This is a genomic window from Streptomyces sp. NPDC058662, assembly GCF_042716255.1.
Classification (GTDB): Bacteria; Actinomycetota; Actinomycetes; order Streptomycetales; family Streptomycetaceae; genus Streptomyces.
Window position 1 is genome coordinate 14,079 of record NZ_JBHXRU010000073.1, and the last position, 17,085, is coordinate 31,163.

The window sequence follows — 17,085 nt, forward strand, 5'->3', positions numbered from 1 at the left end:
ACAGGAGGACCGCCGTGAAGATCCGACTTCCCTGGCCGAGCCGCGCGGACCGCCGCCTCTGGCGCGCTGCCACCACCTTCTCCGACCTCGCCGAGCTGACCGCCCGCTGGCTCGAAGGCGACATCCGTTCCTGTGCCGGGAACATGCCCAACTACGGGCCCGACGAGGAGACCCTTCCCCTCATCGGCCGCCTGGCCGCCGCCAACCGGGCCGGGTTCCTCACCGACGACTCCCAGCCCGGCCACGACGCCGCCGACTTCGCCGGCAACCTGTGGGAGCAGCGCGCCGCCGTCACCGGATTCGTCGCCGACCCCGAGATCCTCGCCCGCCTCGTGGACTTCGCCGAGCAGGCCGGCCTCGACCTGCTCGTCCGGTTCCAGGGCGACGAGTTCCACCCCGGCATGGTCGTCTCCCGCGTTAACGGCCTGGACTACACCCGGTACGGCCGGACCCTCACCCGGAGCGAGCTCCGGCACTCCTGGCACAGCCGCCTCGTCGGCGACACCGCCTTCGACACCCTGGCCCGCGCCGCCCAGCTCACCATCGCCGACACCGCCTTCGAGCCCAGCGACTTCCTCTGGACCGTCCTGGACGAAGCCCTGCACCTGCCGAGCACGGCCAGCCGCTGACGGCCCCCCGCGGCGCCCGGCCCCACCTTCCGAGGACCGGACAGTCCGGCCCGCCACAAGGGAGAACCGATGACCTCCACCACCGTCCCCGACCCCGCCACCGTGCTCGCCGACATCCGGCGCCGCGTCGCCGCCGGCACACTGCCGCTCACCGTCCAGACGCTCCAGATCCTCGGCGCCACCATGGTGATCGAAGCGCGCCTGGCCGCGGCCGAAGCCGTCTTCCCCGGTATCACCCACATCACCGACGACAAGCCGGCCACCCTCGCCGTCTACACCGTCACCCGCCACAGTCTCCCCCTCGGCACCTACGCCACCCGGGAGGCGGCCCGGGCCAAGGGCGAGGCCGCCCTGAAGCGCTGCCCCCTCCCGGAGGGCGTCCGCACCACCTGGGCGCCGGACAACGGCGACGAGCACGCCCCCGAGGACCTGATGACCTTCGGCCCCGGCCCGGACGACGAGTCCGTCACCAGCATCCGCATCACCGTGCAGCCCCTCCTCGTCGACTACGACCCGGACGGCGAGGGCTGACGATGCACCAGGTCATGTGGGAAGTCGACGTTCCGATAGAACGCGTCGGCACCAGTGAGCGGGGCGTCCACGTCTTCACGGGCCTGGCCGAGAGCGGCCGCGACGCCCGAAAGTCCGCGCAGCGCGCCTGGGAGACGGCCCTCCTCCACACCCTGGCCGGCCGGGACGTCCCCGCCGCCGCCCACCGCACCGACTGGTCCGCCCGCGGACTGCGCCCCGGCTGGGACTTGCGCTGGGACCAGGCCACGCACAAGGGCATCGACCGCTAGCTCCGCCCCGGGACGGCCGTCAAGGCCTGAGAAACCGCCGGCCGCCCCGGGCCCCTCACCCGCCAAGACGAGAGAGAGACCACCATCATGCACGCCACCCTCCGCAAGCAGCACCACACCCCGACCACCCGCCGGCTGAGCACCGCCGGCCGCATCCTGAAGTCCCTGGCCAAGGCCAACCCCCTGCTCGCCGACCGCGCGTTCGTCTGCGGCCGCTGCGCCGTCGCCTGGCAGGGCGACGAGGCCGACTGCTGGAGCTGCGGCCTCCCCGCCACCTTCGGCTCCCACCACCACGGTTCCGCCCTCCACCACCTCCTCGCCCCCACCAAGATCTCCCGCACCCTCGCCTCGACGGGAGCGGCGTCGTGACCGGCCTCGCCTCCCTGACCTGGCTGATCGGCACCCAGGCCCTCAGCGACCACATCCTGGCCCGGGTCAACGAACTCGTCGATGCCGGCACCGAGTACGCGACGGCCTGCGCCAAGGTCACCGACGCCGCCGACGCCAGCGAGGCCTGGGCCATCGCCGCCACCCGCCAGACCTGGGTCCGCCGGCACGACGTCGACCCCGACGAGATGCCGGTCCGCAGCCTGTACGTCCTGGAGCGCACCGCCACCCACGTCGTCGTCGCGTACACCGACCTCGACCAGGCCTCCGACGACACCGACGCCGGAGACCACTCCAACCTCCCGCCGGAGAAGGCGGACCAGAACGACCACTCCCAGGGCGCCGAGTACCCCTTCGACGCGCTGGACATGTCCTTCGAGCTCGCGGACTGGTCGCCCTTCGAGCACCTGCTGCCCACCGCCGCCGTCCCGGCCGCCGGGACCACGGGGGTGGGGGAGTGACCACCACCGAACTCGCCCCCTGGCCGCGGCTGACCGGCGACGAACCGTGCCGGGCGCCCGGAGCCGACCCCGAGGACTGGACCGGGACCCCGAAGCAGCGCGTGAACGGCAAGGAGGCCTGCCTCAACAAGTGCCCCGAGGCCGTCCGCGAGCAGTGCCTGGCCTGGGCCCTGGACCACCCGGCCTGGGCCGGATCCGCGATCTGGGCGGGCACCACCCTCAGCGACCGCCGCCGCCTGCGCAGGGAGCGCCGCGACGCCGCCGCGGCCTGACCGCCATCACCCCGCTCGCCCGCCCGTCCGGCACGGCCTCACCCGTACCGGACGGGCGGCACCCCGGACCTCACCCGCACTCCGGGCGAACCCCGGCCACCGGCCGGACAGCCGCCCGCACGCTCGGAAGGGAGCCACGATGAAGCTCCGTACGGACCTCGCCCCGCTCGCGGCCGCCGTCAACGACGCCGCCCGCGCCCTGCCCGCCAGGCCCCCCGTCCCCGTCCTCGCCGCGATCCGGCTGGAGGCCGCCACCGGCGCCCTGGCTGTCGCCGCCTTCGACTACGAGACCAGCGCGCAGGCGACCGTGGACGCCGAGGTCACCACCCCCGGCACCGTCCTGGTCTCCGGCCGGCTCCTCGCCGACATCACCCGCACGGTCAAGGGCACCCACCCGGTCAACCTCGAACTCGACGGCGCCCGCCTGGTGCTCACCTCCGGCCGCACCCGCTACACCCTGCACACCCTCCCGCTGGAGGAGTACCCCACCCTGCCCCGGCCCGCGGCCGCCAGCGGCACCGTGGCCGGGCCCGCGCTCGCCGAGGCCATCCACCAGGTCGCCACCGCCGCCGGCCGCGACGACGCCCTCCCGATCCTGACCGGCATCCAGGCCGAGATCACCGACGACACGATCACCTTCGCCGCCACCGACCGCTACCGCTTCGCGCTCCGCCCCATCCCCTGGACCCCCGCCGCGGCCACCGGCGCCACCACCCAGACCACGACCCCCGCCAAATCCCTCGCCGAAGCCGCCAAGATCCTCGCCACCGACGACCAGGTCCACCTCACCCTCCCCGCCTCCCACGGCGTCCTCGGCCTGGCCAGCCGCACGCGCACCCTCACCCTGCGCGCCATAGACGGCCAGCTCCCCGACCACAAGAGCCTGTGGCCCACCGACTTCACCGCCACCGCCGACCTCGACGCCACCGAACTCGCCGACACCGTCAAGCGCATGGCCCTCGTCGCCGAACGCGGCCACCCCGTCAAGCTCCACCTCACCGACGGCGCCCTGACCCTGAGCGCCGGCACCGCCGACGACGCCTCCGCCCGCGACCAGGTCACCGCCACCAAACCGACCTGTTCACCGGCGCCCCCGTCACCATCGCCTTCAACCCCGGCTACCTCCTCGACGGCATCACCGCGCTCAAGACGGACCGGATCCGCCTGCAGATCGTCGACCCGGTCAAGCCGGCGCTCCTCGTCCCCGCCGACGCGGACCCCACCGCGCTGCGCTACCTGATCATGCCGATCCGCCAGTCCGGCTGACCCGCCCCGGGGCGGCCGCGCCATTCCGGCCGGCCGCCCCCGCCCGCGGTGGCGACCGCCACCCCGCAGTCACCCCCAGCACACTAACCACGCAAGGAGAACCAGATGTTCAACGCCGGCGCCGAGGTGGAGATCCTTTCCTGTGAGGACGACCCCAGGGCGAAGGGCAAGACCGGCAGGATCGTCGACGAGGTTCCGCCGGCCCACTCACCGAAGGCCGGTGGACGGTGAACAGGATCAGCATCTTCATCGGCCCCGTCCTTCTGCCACGCGCACGAGCTGCGGACGACGGGACGATGACGCTGGTGGACGCCGCCCAGCAGTGGATCCACTCGCTGTTGCTGTGGGGCGGAGGCCTCATCGTCGTTGCCTGCTTGGTCAGCGCAGCGCCCCGCTTCTTCGCCGCGGGGGCCTGCTTGGTCAGCGCAGCGCCCCGCTTCTTCGCCGCGGGGGCCTGCTTGGTCAGCGCAGCGCCCCGCTTCTTCGCCGCGGGCCTCTACATGCTCCGCCCCCGGCCCAGACGACCGGCTCCGGATCCCCGCAGCGCAGTCGTGCGCCGGCAGGTGATCCAGCGAGACCACGACCGCATCAAGGACGAATACGGTCGGCTCCGCATCGACCCGTTCCGCGGCGACGAACTCGCTGTCCTCGACGACCTGACGGTCCCCGAAGCCGTCGCCCTCGTCCAGGCGCTCGCCGCCGCCAGCGACGCCGCCGACGCCGCCGACCCCCCGACGTACGAGAAGGCCGTGCTGCACCTGGCCAACTCCTGGCGCCACGCCCAGGCCCGAGCCGCGAACAGCGAACTCCAGCCGCCTTCGGACCGATCACCTGAACCCCGGGCATGCACTCCCGAGCCCGCCGTCCAACCCGCCCGGCGCCGCCCGCGCCCCCCCATCCCGAAGGAGCAGAAATGCCGATGAACCCCGAGCACCACCACCGCGACCTCCAGGTCGCCGGCCTCATTGCGGCCGCCGCCCCTGCCGCCTTCGACCAGCTGCTCAACCCGTCCGACACCTCCACCGACCGGCCCAAGGTCGTCACCCTCTGCGGCTCCACCCGCTTCTGGCGCGAGCTCGCCGAGGCCAACTTCCGTGAGACGGTCGCCGGCCACGCCGTCCTGGCCCCCGGCTGCGACATGAAAAAGGCCCATCCGCTGTGGGAGGAGCCCGCGGCCGCCGAGGAGCTCAAGACCGCGCTCGACGCGCTGCACCGCTGGAAGATTCGGGCCTGCGACGAGGTCCTGGTCGTCAACGTAGGTGGCTACGTCGGCGACTCCACCCGCGCCGAGATCACCTACGCCCACCAGCTCGGCCGGCCCGTCCGCTACACCGACCCGGTCGGCCACGCCGTCATCCTCGACCGGCCCGGCCTGGACCCGGTACGGATCGGCCCGTACGAATACGAGAGCCGCGCCGAGGAGATCGCCGCAGGCCTGCGCAGGCAGCTGCACCACACCTCGCACGTGGAGGGCACCGTCATCACCGCCGGCGTTTTCCGCCCCGACCTCGACCACCTCGACCCGCAGGTCCCGAGTGACCCGTACGCGCTGGCCGAGGCCATGGACAACGACCCCGACGGCGACGGCACCGGCCGCAACTTCCCCGACCTCTACGCCCGCCTGTGCGCCCAGGAGCCGGAGGCCTACGCGAGCGACCTGTGGAAGAGGGCCTGCTGGGCGTACGCCCACATGCACGCCGACCCAGCCGACGCGTAGACCACTGGGCCGCCTGCCCTCCAGCCGGGCGGGCGGCACCCATGGTTGGCAACTTTCAGTTGGCCAAGTGTGCGTTGACATGCCAACTCAGACTTGGCATTCTTGGGGTGTGGGCAAGAGCCCGCACCGACGACCGGAGGCATCGAACCATGGAGCTGACCCAGCAGTTACCGCAGGCCGCCCCCACCGAGGCGCGCCTGGCCCAGGCCCGCACCGAGGTGATCGCCGAGATGGGCAGGACCGGCGCCAAGGCGTCGGCGCTCCTGACCGTCCTCAGCCTCCCCCTCGCCGTCCTGATCGCCACGGTCCCCGGCCACAACCTCCCGGTCTCCGCCACCGTCGCCGCCGGGATCGGCGCGGCCGCCCTGGCCGCCGCGATGCTCCTGATCCTGCTGATCATCCGCCCCCGCCTCGGCGGCGACGTCAGCGGCTCCTACCTCCACTGGGCGACCTGCACGCCCCAGGAGGCCGCCGCCGACATCGCCTCCGACCGCAGCGCCGAGCGGATCGTGGTCCTCTCCAGGATCGCCGCGAGGAAGTTCCGCGCGCTCCGGCTCGCCATCGACATCACCGCCGGTGCCGTCGCCCTGCTGGTCCTCGCCGGGATCATCGCCCTCGCCGCCTGACGAAGGAGACCTTTCATGCTCGCCGAGCTGATCCGCCAGGCCCTCACTCGCCGAACCACCACCGGGACGTACTTCGCGAACTACAAGTGCGGCAAGTGCGGCTTCTCGATGAAGATCACCAATGAGAACCCCGACCGCATCGGACCCATCCTCGACATCGCCCTCGGGCACGCCTGCAAGCCCCGGCCCAAGGCGCTCTGACCCCCGGGACGGGCGGCGCACCGGCTACCAACCAGGCCGCCCGCCCCGGGCCAGCCCAACCCGCTCTCAACCGGAGCAGGGGGCAGCTACATCGTCCCTCAACCGTCACGGAGCTGATCACCATGACCCCCACCAGGCCCGACACCCCCGAGTCCACCGCCGCCAAGGCACGCCTCGACAAGGCCGCCGAGGCCCGCGACAAGGCCATCGAGACCGCCCACCGCGCCTACTGGGCCGCGGTCAAGGCCGAGATGGACGCCAAGAACCTGACCCAGAAAGCCGTTGCCGAACACCTCGACTTCAGCCGCGAGCACGTCCGCAACCAGGTCAACCGCTACACCGCCGACCAGTAGGTCGGCGCCGCAGATCCCGGGGACGGCCGCAGCATCGGCCAAGAGGTACGGCCGCTCCCGGGGCTCCCCGTCCAGAGCAGAACCGAGGAGAACACTCATCATGAACCACCGCGCCTCGACCTTCGCCGCCGCCTACGCCTTACTGCGCGCCGCGGCAGATCACGCCGACCACTGGGGCCAGTCCGATTTCGACTCCCTGGTCAAGGGCGCCACCGATGCCGCCCCGGTGACGTACGAGCACGAGGACGGCAGGGTCACCGTCGTCGGTACGGACGGCGGCCGCCGCGCCTGTCTCCACCACGTGCTCCAGTACACCGCCACCCAGGGCCTGGTCCTCGTCGCCGGCACCCGCGCCCTCGGAATCCGCCCGCACCCGGGCCGCCCTGGCCGCCGCCCTCGCGGTCTCGGGAGCCACCCACTTCGCCGCGGACCGCAGGGTTCCCCAGGGCCTCCTTCAGCGGCTCGCCAAGGCCACTGGCAAGAAGAACTTCTTCAACCTGGCGGACTTCGGAATGAACGGGCGCTACTGCCTCGACCAAAGCTGGCACCACTCCTGGGAGACCCTGGCCGCCCTCGTCGCGACGGTGAAGGCATCCCACCGGTGAGCGCCGACACCGCCACCGCCGTCGCCGCCATCCGCCTCGGACTGCACGCGCTGCGCGAGAACGCGCTCGGCGACACCGCCGACCACGAGGACCAAGCCGCTGTCCTCCAGGCCATCTACGACGACAGCAACCAGTCCGGCAGCGTGCTCGGGATGATCTCCGACCTGCTGACCGACATCGGCGTCCGGGTCGCCGACCAGGGCGCCGAGGACATCACCGAGGTCATCGACGAGGCCGCCGGGTACGTCCAGGACTCCGCCGGCCAGCGCCTGGAGCGGGCCCGCACGGCCCTCGCCGCACTGGAGGCGTCGTGAGCGTCACCGGCCACGAGGACAGCCCGCCCGCCGAGTGCGACGGCTGGTCCGACCGACCCGACCTGGTCGGCCTGCGGCACGGTCGGGTCGCCCGGCCCGTACTTCTTCCTCAAGCCTGATCACCGCGACGACTCAACAACGGAGGACCCGTGTTCCGCAGGAACCAGACCACCCCGACGCCGACCCCGAGCGCGCCCGAACAGCCGGAAGCCATCGCCATCAACTTGGACGAACTTGCGGCACTGGAACGGGCCTTACTCGAAGCGGACCGGCTGCGCCGCCACTGGATGGACGGCCCCTCGCGCTTTGGCCAGGTATTGCTCACCGTTCACGACGTGATGGCGATGCTGTACCAGCGCGCCGGCGCCGCTTCCGTGGTCCAGGCCGACCCGCAGCGCGCCCGTCTTCCCCTCTACCGTCACGAGATCAAGTGGCTCGCGGACGCGATCATCTGCATGGAACGGCATTACGCCCGGGAGGGCCGGCTGTCCGAAGCGCGGCAGCTTCACAACCGCTTCAACGCTCTGCTGGGGCAGGCGCACGCCATCACCCACATGGGCGGCACGCCTGTCTTCGCCCCCGAGTTCCCGCAGTTGCCCGAGGGTGCGTGATCCCGTCGCCCCGCAGCTGAACCAGTTCGCCTACGCGATGCCGACCACGACCACCAACGTGGAGTTTGGCCTGGACGTCTCGACGGGGCGGGCGGTGCTGGGCGGCCCGCCCGACTGCCCCAACCCCGAGCGCAACAGGTACCTGATCTACGTGGCCCGCCGCTACGGCGTGCCGGTGTGCACCGCCCTGACCGACACGGTCGCCGCCGCTCTCGCGCTGTCACGAGCAGCCGCTGATCCCACCGCACCACAGCCAGCCACCCGAGGAGGAATCCCTGATGGAACGCGTGTACCTCAACAACCGCAGCGGTGAGCGCCGCATTCACGTCGAGTTCGACGAAGCGGAGATCGCCGAACTGCTCGCCGAGCTCGGCGAGCCGACGTCCGGCTCCGGACGGCAGCTGGTCGAGATCCTGGACGCCGCGCAGCAGCGCTTCGGCCACGGCGGACGCGAGCGCGGCACCGCGCAGACACCGAACGGCACCTGAGGGATCGTCGACCGGGCGCGGCCCGACGACAAGAGCCCCGGACCTCGCGTCCGGGGCTCTGCTGTGGCCGGCTGTTCACGGCCTTCGAAGGGGTCAGTCCGTCTCCACGTAGGCGACCAGGACCAGGGTGCCGAGGGCGGTTGGCACGTACAGGATCCGGACGCCGCCCTCGCGGTGCTCACGGATCGCACCGTGCTTCGACAGCACGCCGATCTCGGGATTCCTGGAGACGGCCACCAGTACGGGGTCGAGGCGGAGGCGTTCGGCCTCCCTCATCTTCTCGACCTGGTCCTGCGCCACGTCGTAGAAGACGATGCGGGCGCGCTTGGGTGCGTGGCGTCCCATCAGGCGACGTGCGAGGTGGGAGCGGCGTCGTCGAGCGGGGGCTGCCCGAGGTTCTCGCGCAGGTCCTCCCAGGAGGTGACGGCGTCCAGATCGACGCCCTCGCCGGCCAGGCGCTCCAGGACGTAGGCGATCTGCGGGTCGCCGTCAGCCATCTCTCGCGCGTCGGCCCGCAGGGCCTCCTGCTCGGCCGGGTCGAAGACGATCCGCATCGCGGCCTCCAAGTCGTAGATGCTGCAACGAGGCTAGCGCAGGAGTACACGACCGGAACCCGGAAGGCGAAGAGGTGCGGAGACCACCCGGTGCGCGGGGGCATCCTGCGGCCGGCGGAAAAGAAAGCGGCCGGCGCCCACTTCCGCCGAGGCGGGTGGCAAGGGCGCCGGCCAACCGAAAACACACACTCCGGGAGACCCGAGAGGCGTATCTCGCCTCCGAGTGTATCCGTACGCCGCGGCGTTGCGGGTCCACTCCACTTGCCAATGATGACGTAAGCTAGGTAATGTTGTCTTGTTAGCGGGTGGTGGCAGCCCGCGGCACCGAACACACACAGACACCCTGGAGGCCCCATGTCCTTCTCCCTCACCCACCCCGCCAGCAGCCCGACGCAGACCGCGGGCGCCGCACCTGCCTGGCCGGCCACCGCCGCGGCCGCCGAGGCCGAACTCGCCCGCCTCGTCGAGCTCCTGGCCGAGGCCGGCGTCACCACCGTCCCCGCCGCCGGCGTCCTGGCGATCCCCGGCCTCGCCGCCGGCCCGGGCGACACCGCCGGCATCCGGGTGCGCACCACCAGCAACCCGCCGCACGCCCTGTACGTCATCGCCGCCGGCAACCTCACCCCGCACACCAGCGCCGACAGTGCCTTCGCCCGCCTCCACCCGCTCATCGAGGCGGCCGCCCGCCCCTGCGACGGATGCGGCGCCGAAGCCAGCGCGCCGTGCAACCCGAACTGCCTGCCCGACCCCACGACCGACTGACACCCGCCGGCGGGGCGCCACAAGCACCCCGCCCCGTGATGAAGGAGAAGAACATGATCCGCGCCGGACGCCTGCAGTACGTCCAGACCATGTCCGACCTGGCCGACGCCCTCGGCAAGAAGCTCGTCACCGTCCGAAACCAGAAGCCGTACGCGGCGGAAGGCCACCCGGCGCCGATCAGCTCGCCCAGCGCCCGCAACCAGCTCTGGGACTCAGAGCAGACCAAGGCCTACTACGCCGGCGAGCCCATCCCCGAGCTGCCCCAGGCCGACGACGACGAGGACCTCCTGGACCGCCACGAGGCCGCCGAACTCCTCGGTATCGCCCCCGTCACCTGGAACACCTACAAGAAGGACCCGGACCTGGCCGCCGGCGTGGTCCTGGTGCCCGCTGGCCCCAAGGGCACCGAGCACTGGCCCCGCCGCCTGGTCATCGCGTACAAGGACAGCCGGCCGGGCCGCGGCGCCGGCGGCGGCCGCCGCGAGGGCAGCGGCGACATGATCCCCCGCGACGAGATCCTGCCGCGGATCGCCGAGCTCCTGGACGCCGACCCCGCCGTCACCGTGGAGACGGTCTCCGACACCCTCGGCATCACCAAGTTCCCCACCGCGCAGTCCGGTCTGGCCACCCTCCGCGGCCGTCGCATCGCCGACCTCGTCGAGCAGCAGCCCGGCCTCGACCTGAAGGACGCCGCTCTCCAGCTGGGCTACCCCGCCATCACCCACCGCGCCGCCGTCACGTTCGCCGAGCGCGAGCTCCACGCCCGCGGCGCCCAGCCCTACCTGCAGCACACCGCCGACGTCCTGGCCGCAGCCGGCATCGCCCAGCAGGCCCAGGTCGAGATGCGCCAGCTCGACGGAGGCGCCGTGGCCGCCGCCGTGCTGCTCGACACCGACCAGCCGGCCGCAGCCGCGGTGTGGGACTCCCGCTACGGATGGCGCACCTCGACCAGCCGCCGGCACCCCATCGGCAAGGACACCGACACCGCACCCGAAGGCGAAGGGATCCGCTACCTGGGCAGCGGACTGCGGCCCGAGCCCGAGGAGCTCCTCGCCGCACTGCGCGACGGCCGCAAGGGCACCAAGCGACCCAAGGCCGGCGCGGACGAGCCCAACAGCGAGAACTGAGGAAAGGCCATGCCGCACGAAGAGGAACCCGAGCCTGTCGCCCGCGCTCAGTACGTGCTTTACGCCAACCCTCAGCTGCTGCGCATCGGGGCGGATAACCTCACGACGACGGACGCCGACCTGGAGGGGGATGGCAGATGAGCCGGAGCTGGGAACGAGCAATCGCCGAGCTGCTCGCACAGGCCCTCGCGGCCCGGGCCTCGGCCGACCGGGTGCAGGAGACCGGGGCCGACGTACGGCAGCGGACCACGGCGGTGGCGGTCCACTACGCGGCCGAGACCGATTACGTGCGCAGCGCTCTCGCATTGCTGCGCGCGCACCTCGCCGACGGGCGGCCTCCGCGGCGCCTGCCCGCTGCCCGGGTATGGCCGCGGTCTGTCCGCGACCTGTGGAAGGACCGGGTCCTGGGGCGGACCGGCGGCCTGTGGCAGGCGGTTCCGGGAGCCGCGGTGGTCGGCCAGATGCGCAGCGCCCCGGCCTCGCCGTTGTTGGACGTGGTGATCGAGCAGGCCGAGGCGCTCCAGGCCAGCCTCCACGGCCACCGCCGGCACCCCAGGATGTATGAGAAGTACTTCCCCGAGCGCAACGGCGGTGTGCGTCTGGACGGGCGCGGCCGTCCGGCCCCCACCGTGCCTGGCTTCCCCGATCCCGGACATCCGGTGAACCTCACGTTCGCCGGTGGCACCGGGCTGCGCATCCAGCCGGTCCGCGCCGAGGAGGCCGACCGGCTGAAGGACGACGAGTTCGCGGTGCACCGCCGTGCCCTCGCCTTCGGCGACGCGGTCCTGGACCTGCTCGTCGAGGCCCGCCTCGACGGCGCCCGCCCGTCGGCCGGACGACTGCGCGGCGCGGCCCAGTGGGTCGGCCGCGAGGAAGACATGGTCCCGGCCCGTACGAAGTGGCCGGCGAAGCTGGGCGGCTTCCAGGCGGTGACCCTGACGGGTCTGGGCCTGCTGGTGCTGGCCTGCGTGGCCCTTCCGCTGACCTTCGGCAACCGGGCCGGCCTCCTCTCCCACTACACCCTGCTGTTCGCGGCGTCCGGGGCCATCGCGCTCGCGGGGACCGCGATCGTCCACCGGACCGGGCCCCGGCTCATCCAGGCTCCCGGCTTCAAGGCCGCGGCGCCCGGCATCGCCGCCGGACTCCTCGCGATCGTGGTGTGGCAGGGCCAAGGCCCCGTGGCTGAGCACTTTTTCGCCGGCCCGTACGAGCGCTTCGAGCGCGAGCTCGGTGACGGATGTCTGTCCGTCAGCCCCTACCGAAGCGGCGCGGTACAGACCCGCGTCGAGGACGGTGTCCTCTTCGTCACCCCGACCAGCCAGGGAACGACCCTGCGTCTGGGGCCCGCCGAGGACGGCAGCACCCACCCCCTCCGCCCGGTGGACGCCGCGACGCGCAAGGTCCTCGACGACTTCGGGTGCTGACCGACCGCTCGGGGCGGGGCTCGGCCGGACCTCCGGCCGCCCGCCCCGAAGGCGTCAGCCGGCCTGCTGGTAGCTGGCCGCCGGCCCCACGGTGCCGGAGCCGAACCGGGCATTGAGCAGGTCGATGGCCTTCTCCGCCCGCAGTCTGCGCTCGCGGCCTTGGTCGAAGGAGAGCTGCTCGGCGACAGCGGCCGCGTCGACCAGCTGCTCACAGCGCAGCGCGATGCCGCGGACCCGGGCCCGCTGGAAGCCCAGCGCCCGGAACATCTCGTACGCGGTGTCGCGGAGGTCCTCGGTGTGCGCGCTCGGGCAGCTGGCGGCTTCGGTGGACCTGGGAGCGGTCGGCCAGGGTGACGGTCATCGTGATCGTCCTGGCCGCCTGGCGCCGGGTCCGCAGCCGGTCGCCGAGCTCGACCGCCAGCGACAGCAGCGCGGCATGGACCGCCTCGGGGGAGAGGGTGTCGAGGGCGAACCGCCGCTGCGCGGCCGTGCTGTGCGGGAGCTCCGTCGGGACCACCACCCGGCGGTCGATGCCGCGGGCCACCTCGCGCAGCTGTCGGCCCGCCCGCCCACCGAGGACCCGCTGCACGGTCGCCTCCGGCAGCTGCGCCAGCAGACCGATCGTGTGGACCCCGAACTGGACCAGGCGCTGCTCCTGGGTAGGCCCGATGCCGTAGAGCTCCCCGACCGGCCGGTGGTGCAGGAACGCGGCCACCTGCTCCGGCGCGGAGCCGACGGCGACCAAGCCGCTGCGCAGGGCGTCCCGGGAGGCCATCGCGGCCACCGACCAGGTCGGGCCGACGCCGATCACCACCGGCAGCCCGTACAGCGCCATGGCCCGGGTCCTGATCATCAGCCCGAGTTCGGCCGGGTCCCGGTCGAAGAAGCGGATACTCCCCGACACATCGGTCACGAGCACTGATGGCGGGACCGCCTGGACCACGGGGGTCACGTCGGCCACCAGGCCGAGGAGCAGCCGGTAGATCACCGGGTCCACGTCCACGGGGCAGCGCAGATGCAGGATGGGGGAGCCGGCGCCCGCCGGTTCCCTCTGCTCGTCGTCCACGGCGACACCTCCCACAGCCACCGTATCGAAAACTTATTCGAACAGGCACGCCGAAAGCGGAACAGGGTATTCGAACAGAGGTACGATACTGAGGTGATCTACAGAACCCTGCCCTGCCTGTGCCCCAGACGCACTCAGGGCCGCACGGAGCCGGCGGCCGGGGGGACGGGCATTCCCGCGGAAGACCTCCAGCCCCACAAGGAGGCGTAGGCGATGCCCGCCGGACGCGACATCGACTGGCTCCTGCCGCCCGACGTCGAGCGACTGCGGACGTTGGAGCGCTGGTGCCTGGTGCTGCTGGAGCTGATCCGCGGCCGCATCGCCGAGATCGAACGCCGGGACCGCGTCACCGACGCGGCCCGCAACGGGCCGGCCGTCACCCCGCTCAACGAGTGGAAGCTGGAGCACCCCATCCCCATCGGCAGGGGAGGGTGCATGCTCGTCCACACCGCCGACTGCCGCCTCGCCTCAGGCCGGACGCGGCCCACCACCCGCGAGCAGGCACTCGATGCCCTCCGTCAGCCCCAGGTCGAAACCTGCTCGATCTGCCCCGCCGCCCAAGAGCTCGGCATCACCGACCCCTGAGCCCACTCGCGCCCACCGGCCCCCGCTCCCTCCCCGCAGGCCCCGCCCCCCAGGGCCGACCGGCTTGCCCAGCCCACCGAACCCGGCTTGCCCACAGCACCCACAGGCTTGCCCAGGACGGTGTGCCCAAGGCTTGCCCACGAGGCAGCCAGGCTTGCCCAGTCTGCAAAACACCAGCTCAAGAGGCTTGCCCACGGCCAAGAGCGGGGATCCGGCGGACATAACCTCGGGGCCTGCGACCAGCAGCCCAACCTGGAGCAATACGAACAGCGCCAGGCCACCCTGGCCGGCCAGCGTGCCGCCGAGCAGGAGCGGGAGGCCAAGAAGAAGGCCGCCGCGGCGCAGCGGAAGGCCCGGGCCGACGAGCGGAGGGCTGCGAAGGCGGCCGACCCGGGCAGCCGCTGCCGCGACCGCGCAGGCCGTGCAGGAGCACGGTGGCGCCTCGGCCGTGGACGTGCAAACGCCGTACGACAAGGGCGTGCGCGGCTCTGGACCGGCGGCCACCCGCATGCGCAGCGTGGAACGCGCCCTGAAGCTCGGTGCGGGCAGTCGGTCACCGCCTGGGACATCGAGGTGCACGGCCCCCAGGCCGACGAATTCGCCGACGTTCCCGAACGGTTCTACCTAGGACGCCCGCGCCGAGTACCAGCAGCACACCTGGACCGCGGACCTCCCGACCTACCCCAGCACCAGGACCTCCGCGCCGCTCCCGGCAACCTGTCCCACGCCCGACGTCGACCACTGCGGGAACTGCGGGACGACCGTCGCGATCGGGGGCTGGATGATCGCCTCGCTCGGCCTCTCCTGCCCGGACTGCTACGACGTGATGTCCGGCGAGCCCGGCCGCCACGACCTTCGGTACCACCGTCAGCGGTAGCCAGGAGCCGGCCTCTCCGGCGCTCTGCGGAGGTGGGCAAGCCCATGCCGGCGCGGCCCCGCGACAGTTGCACCGGAAGGGGGCTGGAGGGTTGCTTGCAGAGGTGCACTAGGAGTAGCACCGGAGGTGTGACCGGGAGTGGGACCCCCACTTTTTTGATCTTGAACATCGTGCCTGGTCAGGCCCCGTGGGCAAGCCCCCTCGCCACGACGACACCTCTTTCTCCGCGATAGCCGGAGGAAGAGGCCTGCTTCTTCTCAGGGCCGGGCCGGCCGTCACCAGCCCAGTCCAGCCCAGTCCAGCCCAGTCCAGCTCGGACCGGCCCCCACGGTCCGGTCCGTGCCCCAGCTGATCCCCGGTTCCCGTTACCGGATGGGGCGCGGCCCCTGCGCTGCCCGGCCCCGAACGCCGTGTGCGCTCCCGCGCGAAGACTGCCCGCGCTGCCGGTCCGGTGAGGGCGGCAAACGCCGAAGGGCCCCGCCGTGTGGCGGGGCCCTTCGGGAGGTCGGTCAGATGTGGTGGTGCTCGATACCGGGGAAGCGTCCGATGAGCGCGTGCCGGATTTCGGTGTGCTCGGCGGCGAGATCGGCGAGTTCACCGTCGAGGTATGCGAAGGACACCGGGTCGGTGGTGGCGGCGCGGGCGGTGCGCAGGGTGGCCTCGTCGTCCAGGTTGCACATCAGGTCGTACAGGGAGAAGGGGCGGGCGCCCGCGCTGATGGTTGCCCCGGCGTCGATGAGTGCGCCGCAGAACTTGCTGGAAGTCGCGGTCCAGGGGGCGCTGTAGCAGAAGGTGATGACGCTCATCTGAGGCTCCTCGATTCGTGTGTACGGCTTCGGGTCGGCTGCCACTGCCGACCGCGATGAGAAAACTATACCACGCATTAATCACTATGTGTCAAGCGTTGGTTCACCGACGGCCGGGTGCGGTCGGGCGGACACGCCGAAGCGGCCCCGCCGGAAGGTGAGGCCGCTTGGTGTGGAGCTGATTCAGTGCATTTCCCAGTCGACGCAGCGTCGCTGGGGCAGCGGCGGTTCGACGCCGAGGCGCAGTGCCAGCCGGACCGCCGCGCGGTCCCGCTTGTGTGCCGCCTGCTGGTGAGGCTTCCGGCTCCCGTCCTTCAGGTGAGAGATCCAGGGCCGCTCCTGGAGCTGCTGGTGCGCGGGGCGGTCGTGGAAAGTACGGGCCATCTCGGGGCTCCTCGCTGTGGATTTGTAGCGGTGCGTGTTTCGCGGTCGCTGACCGGCTGCCACCGCCGACCAACTGAGACAACCATAATCTCTACTCATCACTTCCGTCAAGCGGGAGTGTGCGGCGAGTTGCCGCGCGTCGCGACGCGGGCGGCCGGATGGGTGAATGTGAAATCGGGTCGAGAAAAAGGCCGTTCCGGCTTCCCGGAAGTGGTGAGTATAAGTTATAGTTGTCTTGTTGGTCGGGAGTGGCACCCGGCCAACACCCCCCGAACTCACAAGCTCCAGGGAGATACCCGTGTCGAACTCCATGAAGATCACCGCCGGTCAGACCACCACCCGCACCCTGACCCACCTGATCAGCGCCATGGACAGTCAGCGCGCCACGACCATCACCTACGTCGACAGCAAGGGCGACGAGTCGGTGCGCACCATCGAGATCCACAACATCCTCACCACCGGCAAGGGCGGCATCATCGTCCGCGCGATGTGCCGCGCCCGGGGCGAGATGCGCACCTTCACCCTGGAGCAGATCAAGGCGTACACCATCCACCGCATGCGCTTCGTGCTCACCGTCCCGGAGGAGAAGGCCGGTGACGCCTTCCCCGTCGCGCACTTCGTGTCCAGCGCCGAGCGGATGATCGACCTGGAGCTGGAGCGCGACTACCCGCTCACCAAGGTGTCGCTCGCCGCGTAGGCGGGCGGGGCCCGCCCCGCCGGGCGGGCCCCCCGGGGCAGGGGATCGGGCGGCGGCGGCGGGTCCCCCGCCC

29 protein-coding genes and 2 pseudogenes are annotated in these 17,085 nt (G+C 71.9%); 24 read left to right on the forward strand and 7 right to left on the reverse strand.

The genetic code is table 11. The features are described 5' to 3' along the window. Nucleotides 1–14: 14 nt before the first annotated feature. The 14 genes and pseudogenes from ACFWUQ_RS22770 (at nt 15) to ACFWUQ_RS22835 (ending at nt 6,712) form a co-directional block, all read left to right on the forward strand. The gene (locus tag ACFWUQ_RS22770) at nt 15–629 is read left to right on the forward strand and encodes a DUF6919 domain-containing protein (protein WP_384540910.1); all 615 of its coding nucleotides are present in this window, start codon (nt 15–17) and stop codon (nt 627–629) included. A gap of 69 nt (nt 630–698) precedes the next feature. Next, the gene (locus ACFWUQ_RS22775) at nt 699–1,160 is read left to right on the forward strand and encodes a hypothetical protein (RefSeq protein ID WP_384540912.1); all 462 of its coding nucleotides are present in this window, start codon (nt 699–701) and stop codon (nt 1,158–1,160) included. Nucleotides 1,161–1,162: 2 nt separating this feature from the next. Further along, nucleotides 1,163–1,429 (forward strand): hypothetical protein, encoded by a 267-nt coding sequence (locus tag ACFWUQ_RS22780; protein ID WP_384540914.1) that lies wholly within the window; start codon nt 1,163–1,165, stop codon nt 1,427–1,429. A gap of 87 nt (nt 1,430–1,516) precedes the next feature. Then, nucleotides 1,517–1,798 (forward strand): hypothetical protein, encoded by a 282-nt coding sequence (locus tag ACFWUQ_RS22785; protein WP_384540917.1) that lies wholly within the window; start codon nt 1,517–1,519, stop codon nt 1,796–1,798. Continuing rightward, nucleotides 1,795–2,277 carry a hypothetical protein gene (locus tag ACFWUQ_RS22790; RefSeq protein ID WP_384540919.1) on the forward strand — a complete coding sequence of 161 codons (483 nt, stop codon included), beginning with the start codon at nt 1,795–1,797 and terminating at the stop codon, nt 2,275–2,277. Before ACFWUQ_RS22785 ends, ACFWUQ_RS22790 begins: the two co-directional genes overlap by 4 nt. Further along, a complete protein-coding gene (locus ACFWUQ_RS22795) occupies nt 2,274–2,549 on the forward strand; it encodes a WhiB family transcriptional regulator (protein WP_384540921.1) in 276 nt (91 codons plus the stop codon). Before ACFWUQ_RS22790 ends, ACFWUQ_RS22795 begins: the two co-directional genes overlap by 4 nt. A gap of 139 nt (nt 2,550–2,688) precedes the next feature. Beyond that, nucleotides 2,689–3,555, forward strand: a pseudogene (gene dnaN, locus ACFWUQ_RS22800) (DNA polymerase III subunit beta); the annotation flags it as partial. A 128-nt stretch (nt 3,556–3,683) separates the two neighbouring features. Then, nucleotides 3,684–3,815, forward strand: a complete 132-nt coding sequence (locus ACFWUQ_RS22805; RefSeq protein ID WP_384540976.1) for a hypothetical protein — start codon at nt 3,684–3,686, stop codon at nt 3,813–3,815. A 105-nt stretch (nt 3,816–3,920) separates the two neighbouring features. Then, nucleotides 3,921–4,046 carry a hypothetical protein gene (locus ACFWUQ_RS22810; RefSeq protein ID WP_384540924.1) on the forward strand — a complete coding sequence of 42 codons (126 nt, stop codon included), beginning with the start codon at nt 3,921–3,923 and terminating at the stop codon, nt 4,044–4,046. Further along, entirely contained in the window at nt 4,043–4,738 is a 696-nt protein-coding gene (locus tag ACFWUQ_RS22815; protein ID WP_384540927.1) for a hypothetical protein, read from the forward strand. The genes ACFWUQ_RS22810 and ACFWUQ_RS22815 overlap by 4 nt, the downstream gene beginning before the upstream one ends. Beyond that, nucleotides 4,735–5,154: pseudogene (locus ACFWUQ_RS22820) on the forward strand (hypothetical protein); the annotation flags it as partial. The gene ACFWUQ_RS22815 and the pseudogene ACFWUQ_RS22820, both read left to right, overlap by 4 nt. A 527-nt stretch (nt 5,155–5,681) precedes the next feature. Further along, nucleotides 5,682–6,158 (forward strand): Pycsar system effector family protein, encoded by a 477-nt coding sequence (locus tag ACFWUQ_RS22825; protein WP_384540929.1) that lies wholly within the window; start codon nt 5,682–5,684, stop codon nt 6,156–6,158. 15 nt (nt 6,159–6,173) lie between these two features. Continuing rightward, nucleotides 6,174–6,359 (forward strand): hypothetical protein, encoded by a 186-nt coding sequence (locus ACFWUQ_RS22830; RefSeq protein ID WP_384540931.1) that lies wholly within the window; start codon nt 6,174–6,176, stop codon nt 6,357–6,359. A gap of 122 nt (nt 6,360–6,481) precedes the next feature. Then, nucleotides 6,482–6,712 carry a hypothetical protein gene (locus tag ACFWUQ_RS22835; RefSeq protein ID WP_384540934.1) on the forward strand — a complete coding sequence of 77 codons (231 nt, stop codon included), beginning with the start codon at nt 6,482–6,484 and terminating at the stop codon, nt 6,710–6,712. Nucleotides 6,713–6,851: 139 nt separating this feature from the next. On the opposite strand, the gene ACFWUQ_RS22840 is transcribed toward ACFWUQ_RS22835, so the two are convergent. Next, nucleotides 6,852–7,127 (reverse strand): hypothetical protein, encoded by a 276-nt coding sequence (locus ACFWUQ_RS22840; protein ID WP_384540936.1) that lies wholly within the window; start codon nt 7,125–7,127, stop codon nt 6,852–6,854. 186 nt (nt 7,128–7,313) lie between these two features. Here ACFWUQ_RS22840 and ACFWUQ_RS22845 point away from each other — a divergent pair, with 186 nt between their 5' ends. The 4 genes from ACFWUQ_RS22845 (at nt 7,314) to ACFWUQ_RS22860 (ending at nt 8,730) form a co-directional block, all read left to right on the forward strand. Beyond that, the gene (locus ACFWUQ_RS22845) at nt 7,314–7,631 is read left to right on the forward strand and encodes a hypothetical protein (protein ID WP_384540938.1); all 318 of its coding nucleotides are present in this window, start codon (nt 7,314–7,316) and stop codon (nt 7,629–7,631) included. Continuing rightward, nucleotides 7,628–7,750, forward strand: a complete 123-nt coding sequence (locus ACFWUQ_RS22850; protein WP_384540941.1) for a hypothetical protein — start codon at nt 7,628–7,630, stop codon at nt 7,748–7,750. Before ACFWUQ_RS22845 ends, ACFWUQ_RS22850 begins: the two co-directional genes overlap by 4 nt. 30 nt (nt 7,751–7,780) lie before the next feature. Continuing rightward, nucleotides 7,781–8,242 (forward strand): hypothetical protein, encoded by a 462-nt coding sequence (locus tag ACFWUQ_RS22855; protein WP_384540943.1) that lies wholly within the window; start codon nt 7,781–7,783, stop codon nt 8,240–8,242. A 278-nt stretch (nt 8,243–8,520) separates the two neighbouring features. Beyond that, nucleotides 8,521–8,730 (forward strand): hypothetical protein, encoded by a 210-nt coding sequence (locus ACFWUQ_RS22860; RefSeq protein WP_384540946.1) that lies wholly within the window; start codon nt 8,521–8,523, stop codon nt 8,728–8,730. A 93-nt stretch (nt 8,731–8,823) separates the two neighbouring features. Here the strand turns inward: ACFWUQ_RS22860 and ACFWUQ_RS22865 are convergent, their stop codons facing one another. Then, the gene (locus ACFWUQ_RS22865) at nt 8,824–9,075 is read right to left on the reverse strand and encodes a hypothetical protein (RefSeq protein ID WP_384540948.1); all 252 of its coding nucleotides are present in this window, start codon (nt 9,073–9,075) and stop codon (nt 8,824–8,826) included. Further along, nucleotides 9,075–9,296, reverse strand: a complete 222-nt coding sequence (locus ACFWUQ_RS22870; protein WP_384540950.1) for a hypothetical protein — start codon at nt 9,294–9,296, stop codon at nt 9,075–9,077. Before ACFWUQ_RS22870 ends, ACFWUQ_RS22865 begins: the two co-directional genes overlap by 1 nt. A 342-nt stretch (nt 9,297–9,638) precedes the next feature. Here ACFWUQ_RS22870 and ACFWUQ_RS22875 point away from each other — a divergent pair, with 342 nt between their 5' ends. Genes ACFWUQ_RS22875 through ACFWUQ_RS22890 form a run of 4 tightly spaced genes read left to right on the forward strand, consistent with a single transcriptional unit; the run spans nt 9,639 to nt 12,597 of the window. Beyond that, entirely contained in the window at nt 9,639–10,046 is a 408-nt protein-coding gene (locus ACFWUQ_RS22875) for a hypothetical protein (protein WP_384540953.1), read from the forward strand. Between the two features lie 53 nt (nt 10,047–10,099). Then, entirely contained in the window at nt 10,100–11,173 is a 1,074-nt protein-coding gene (locus tag ACFWUQ_RS22880) for a hypothetical protein (RefSeq protein ID WP_384540955.1), read from the forward strand. A 9-nt stretch (nt 11,174–11,182) separates the two neighbouring features. Further along, nucleotides 11,183–11,314 (forward strand): hypothetical protein, encoded by a 132-nt coding sequence (locus tag ACFWUQ_RS22885; protein WP_384540957.1) that lies wholly within the window; start codon nt 11,183–11,185, stop codon nt 11,312–11,314. Then, entirely contained in the window at nt 11,311–12,597 is a 1,287-nt protein-coding gene (locus tag ACFWUQ_RS22890; RefSeq protein WP_384540960.1) for a hypothetical protein, read from the forward strand. The genes ACFWUQ_RS22885 and ACFWUQ_RS22890 overlap by 4 nt, the downstream gene beginning before the upstream one ends. 54 nt (nt 12,598–12,651) lie before the next feature. On the opposite strand, the gene ACFWUQ_RS22895 is transcribed toward ACFWUQ_RS22890, so the two are convergent. Both ACFWUQ_RS22895 and ACFWUQ_RS22900 read right to left on the reverse strand, forming a co-directional pair. Further along, the gene (locus ACFWUQ_RS22895) at nt 12,652–12,864 is read right to left on the reverse strand and encodes a hypothetical protein (protein ID WP_384540962.1); all 213 of its coding nucleotides are present in this window, start codon (nt 12,862–12,864) and stop codon (nt 12,652–12,654) included. Further along, nucleotides 12,806–13,663: a hypothetical protein gene (locus ACFWUQ_RS22900; protein WP_384540965.1), complete on the reverse strand. Its 858-nt coding sequence runs from the start codon at nt 13,661–13,663 to the stop codon at nt 12,806–12,808. Before ACFWUQ_RS22900 ends, ACFWUQ_RS22895 begins: the two co-directional genes overlap by 59 nt. A gap of 213 nt (nt 13,664–13,876) precedes the next feature. On the opposite strand from ACFWUQ_RS22900, the gene ACFWUQ_RS22905 reads away from it, so the two are divergent. Next, nucleotides 13,877–14,248: a DUF6233 domain-containing protein gene (locus ACFWUQ_RS22905; protein WP_384540968.1), complete on the forward strand. Its 372-nt coding sequence runs from the start codon at nt 13,877–13,879 to the stop codon at nt 14,246–14,248. A gap of 1,386 nt (nt 14,249–15,634) precedes the next feature. Here ACFWUQ_RS22905 and ACFWUQ_RS22910 read toward each other — a convergent pair. Together ACFWUQ_RS22910 and ACFWUQ_RS22915 are read right to left on the reverse strand one after the other, a co-directional pair. Continuing rightward, complete coding sequence (locus tag ACFWUQ_RS22910; RefSeq protein ID WP_133900245.1) at nt 15,635–15,931, reverse strand: hypothetical protein; 297 nt, start codon at nt 15,929–15,931, stop codon at nt 15,635–15,637. Nucleotides 15,932–16,114: 183 nt separating this feature from the next. Further along, nucleotides 16,115–16,315, reverse strand: coding sequence for a hypothetical protein (locus tag ACFWUQ_RS22915; RefSeq protein ID WP_360711005.1), 201 nt, complete (start codon nt 16,313–16,315; stop codon nt 16,115–16,117). A gap of 298 nt (nt 16,316–16,613) precedes the next feature. Here ACFWUQ_RS22915 and ACFWUQ_RS22920 point away from each other — a divergent pair, with 298 nt between their 5' ends. Then, a complete protein-coding gene (locus ACFWUQ_RS22920) occupies nt 16,614–17,012 on the forward strand; it encodes a WYL domain-containing protein (protein WP_384540970.1) in 399 nt (132 codons plus the stop codon). The last annotated feature ends 73 nt before the right edge of the window (nt 17,013–17,085 follow it).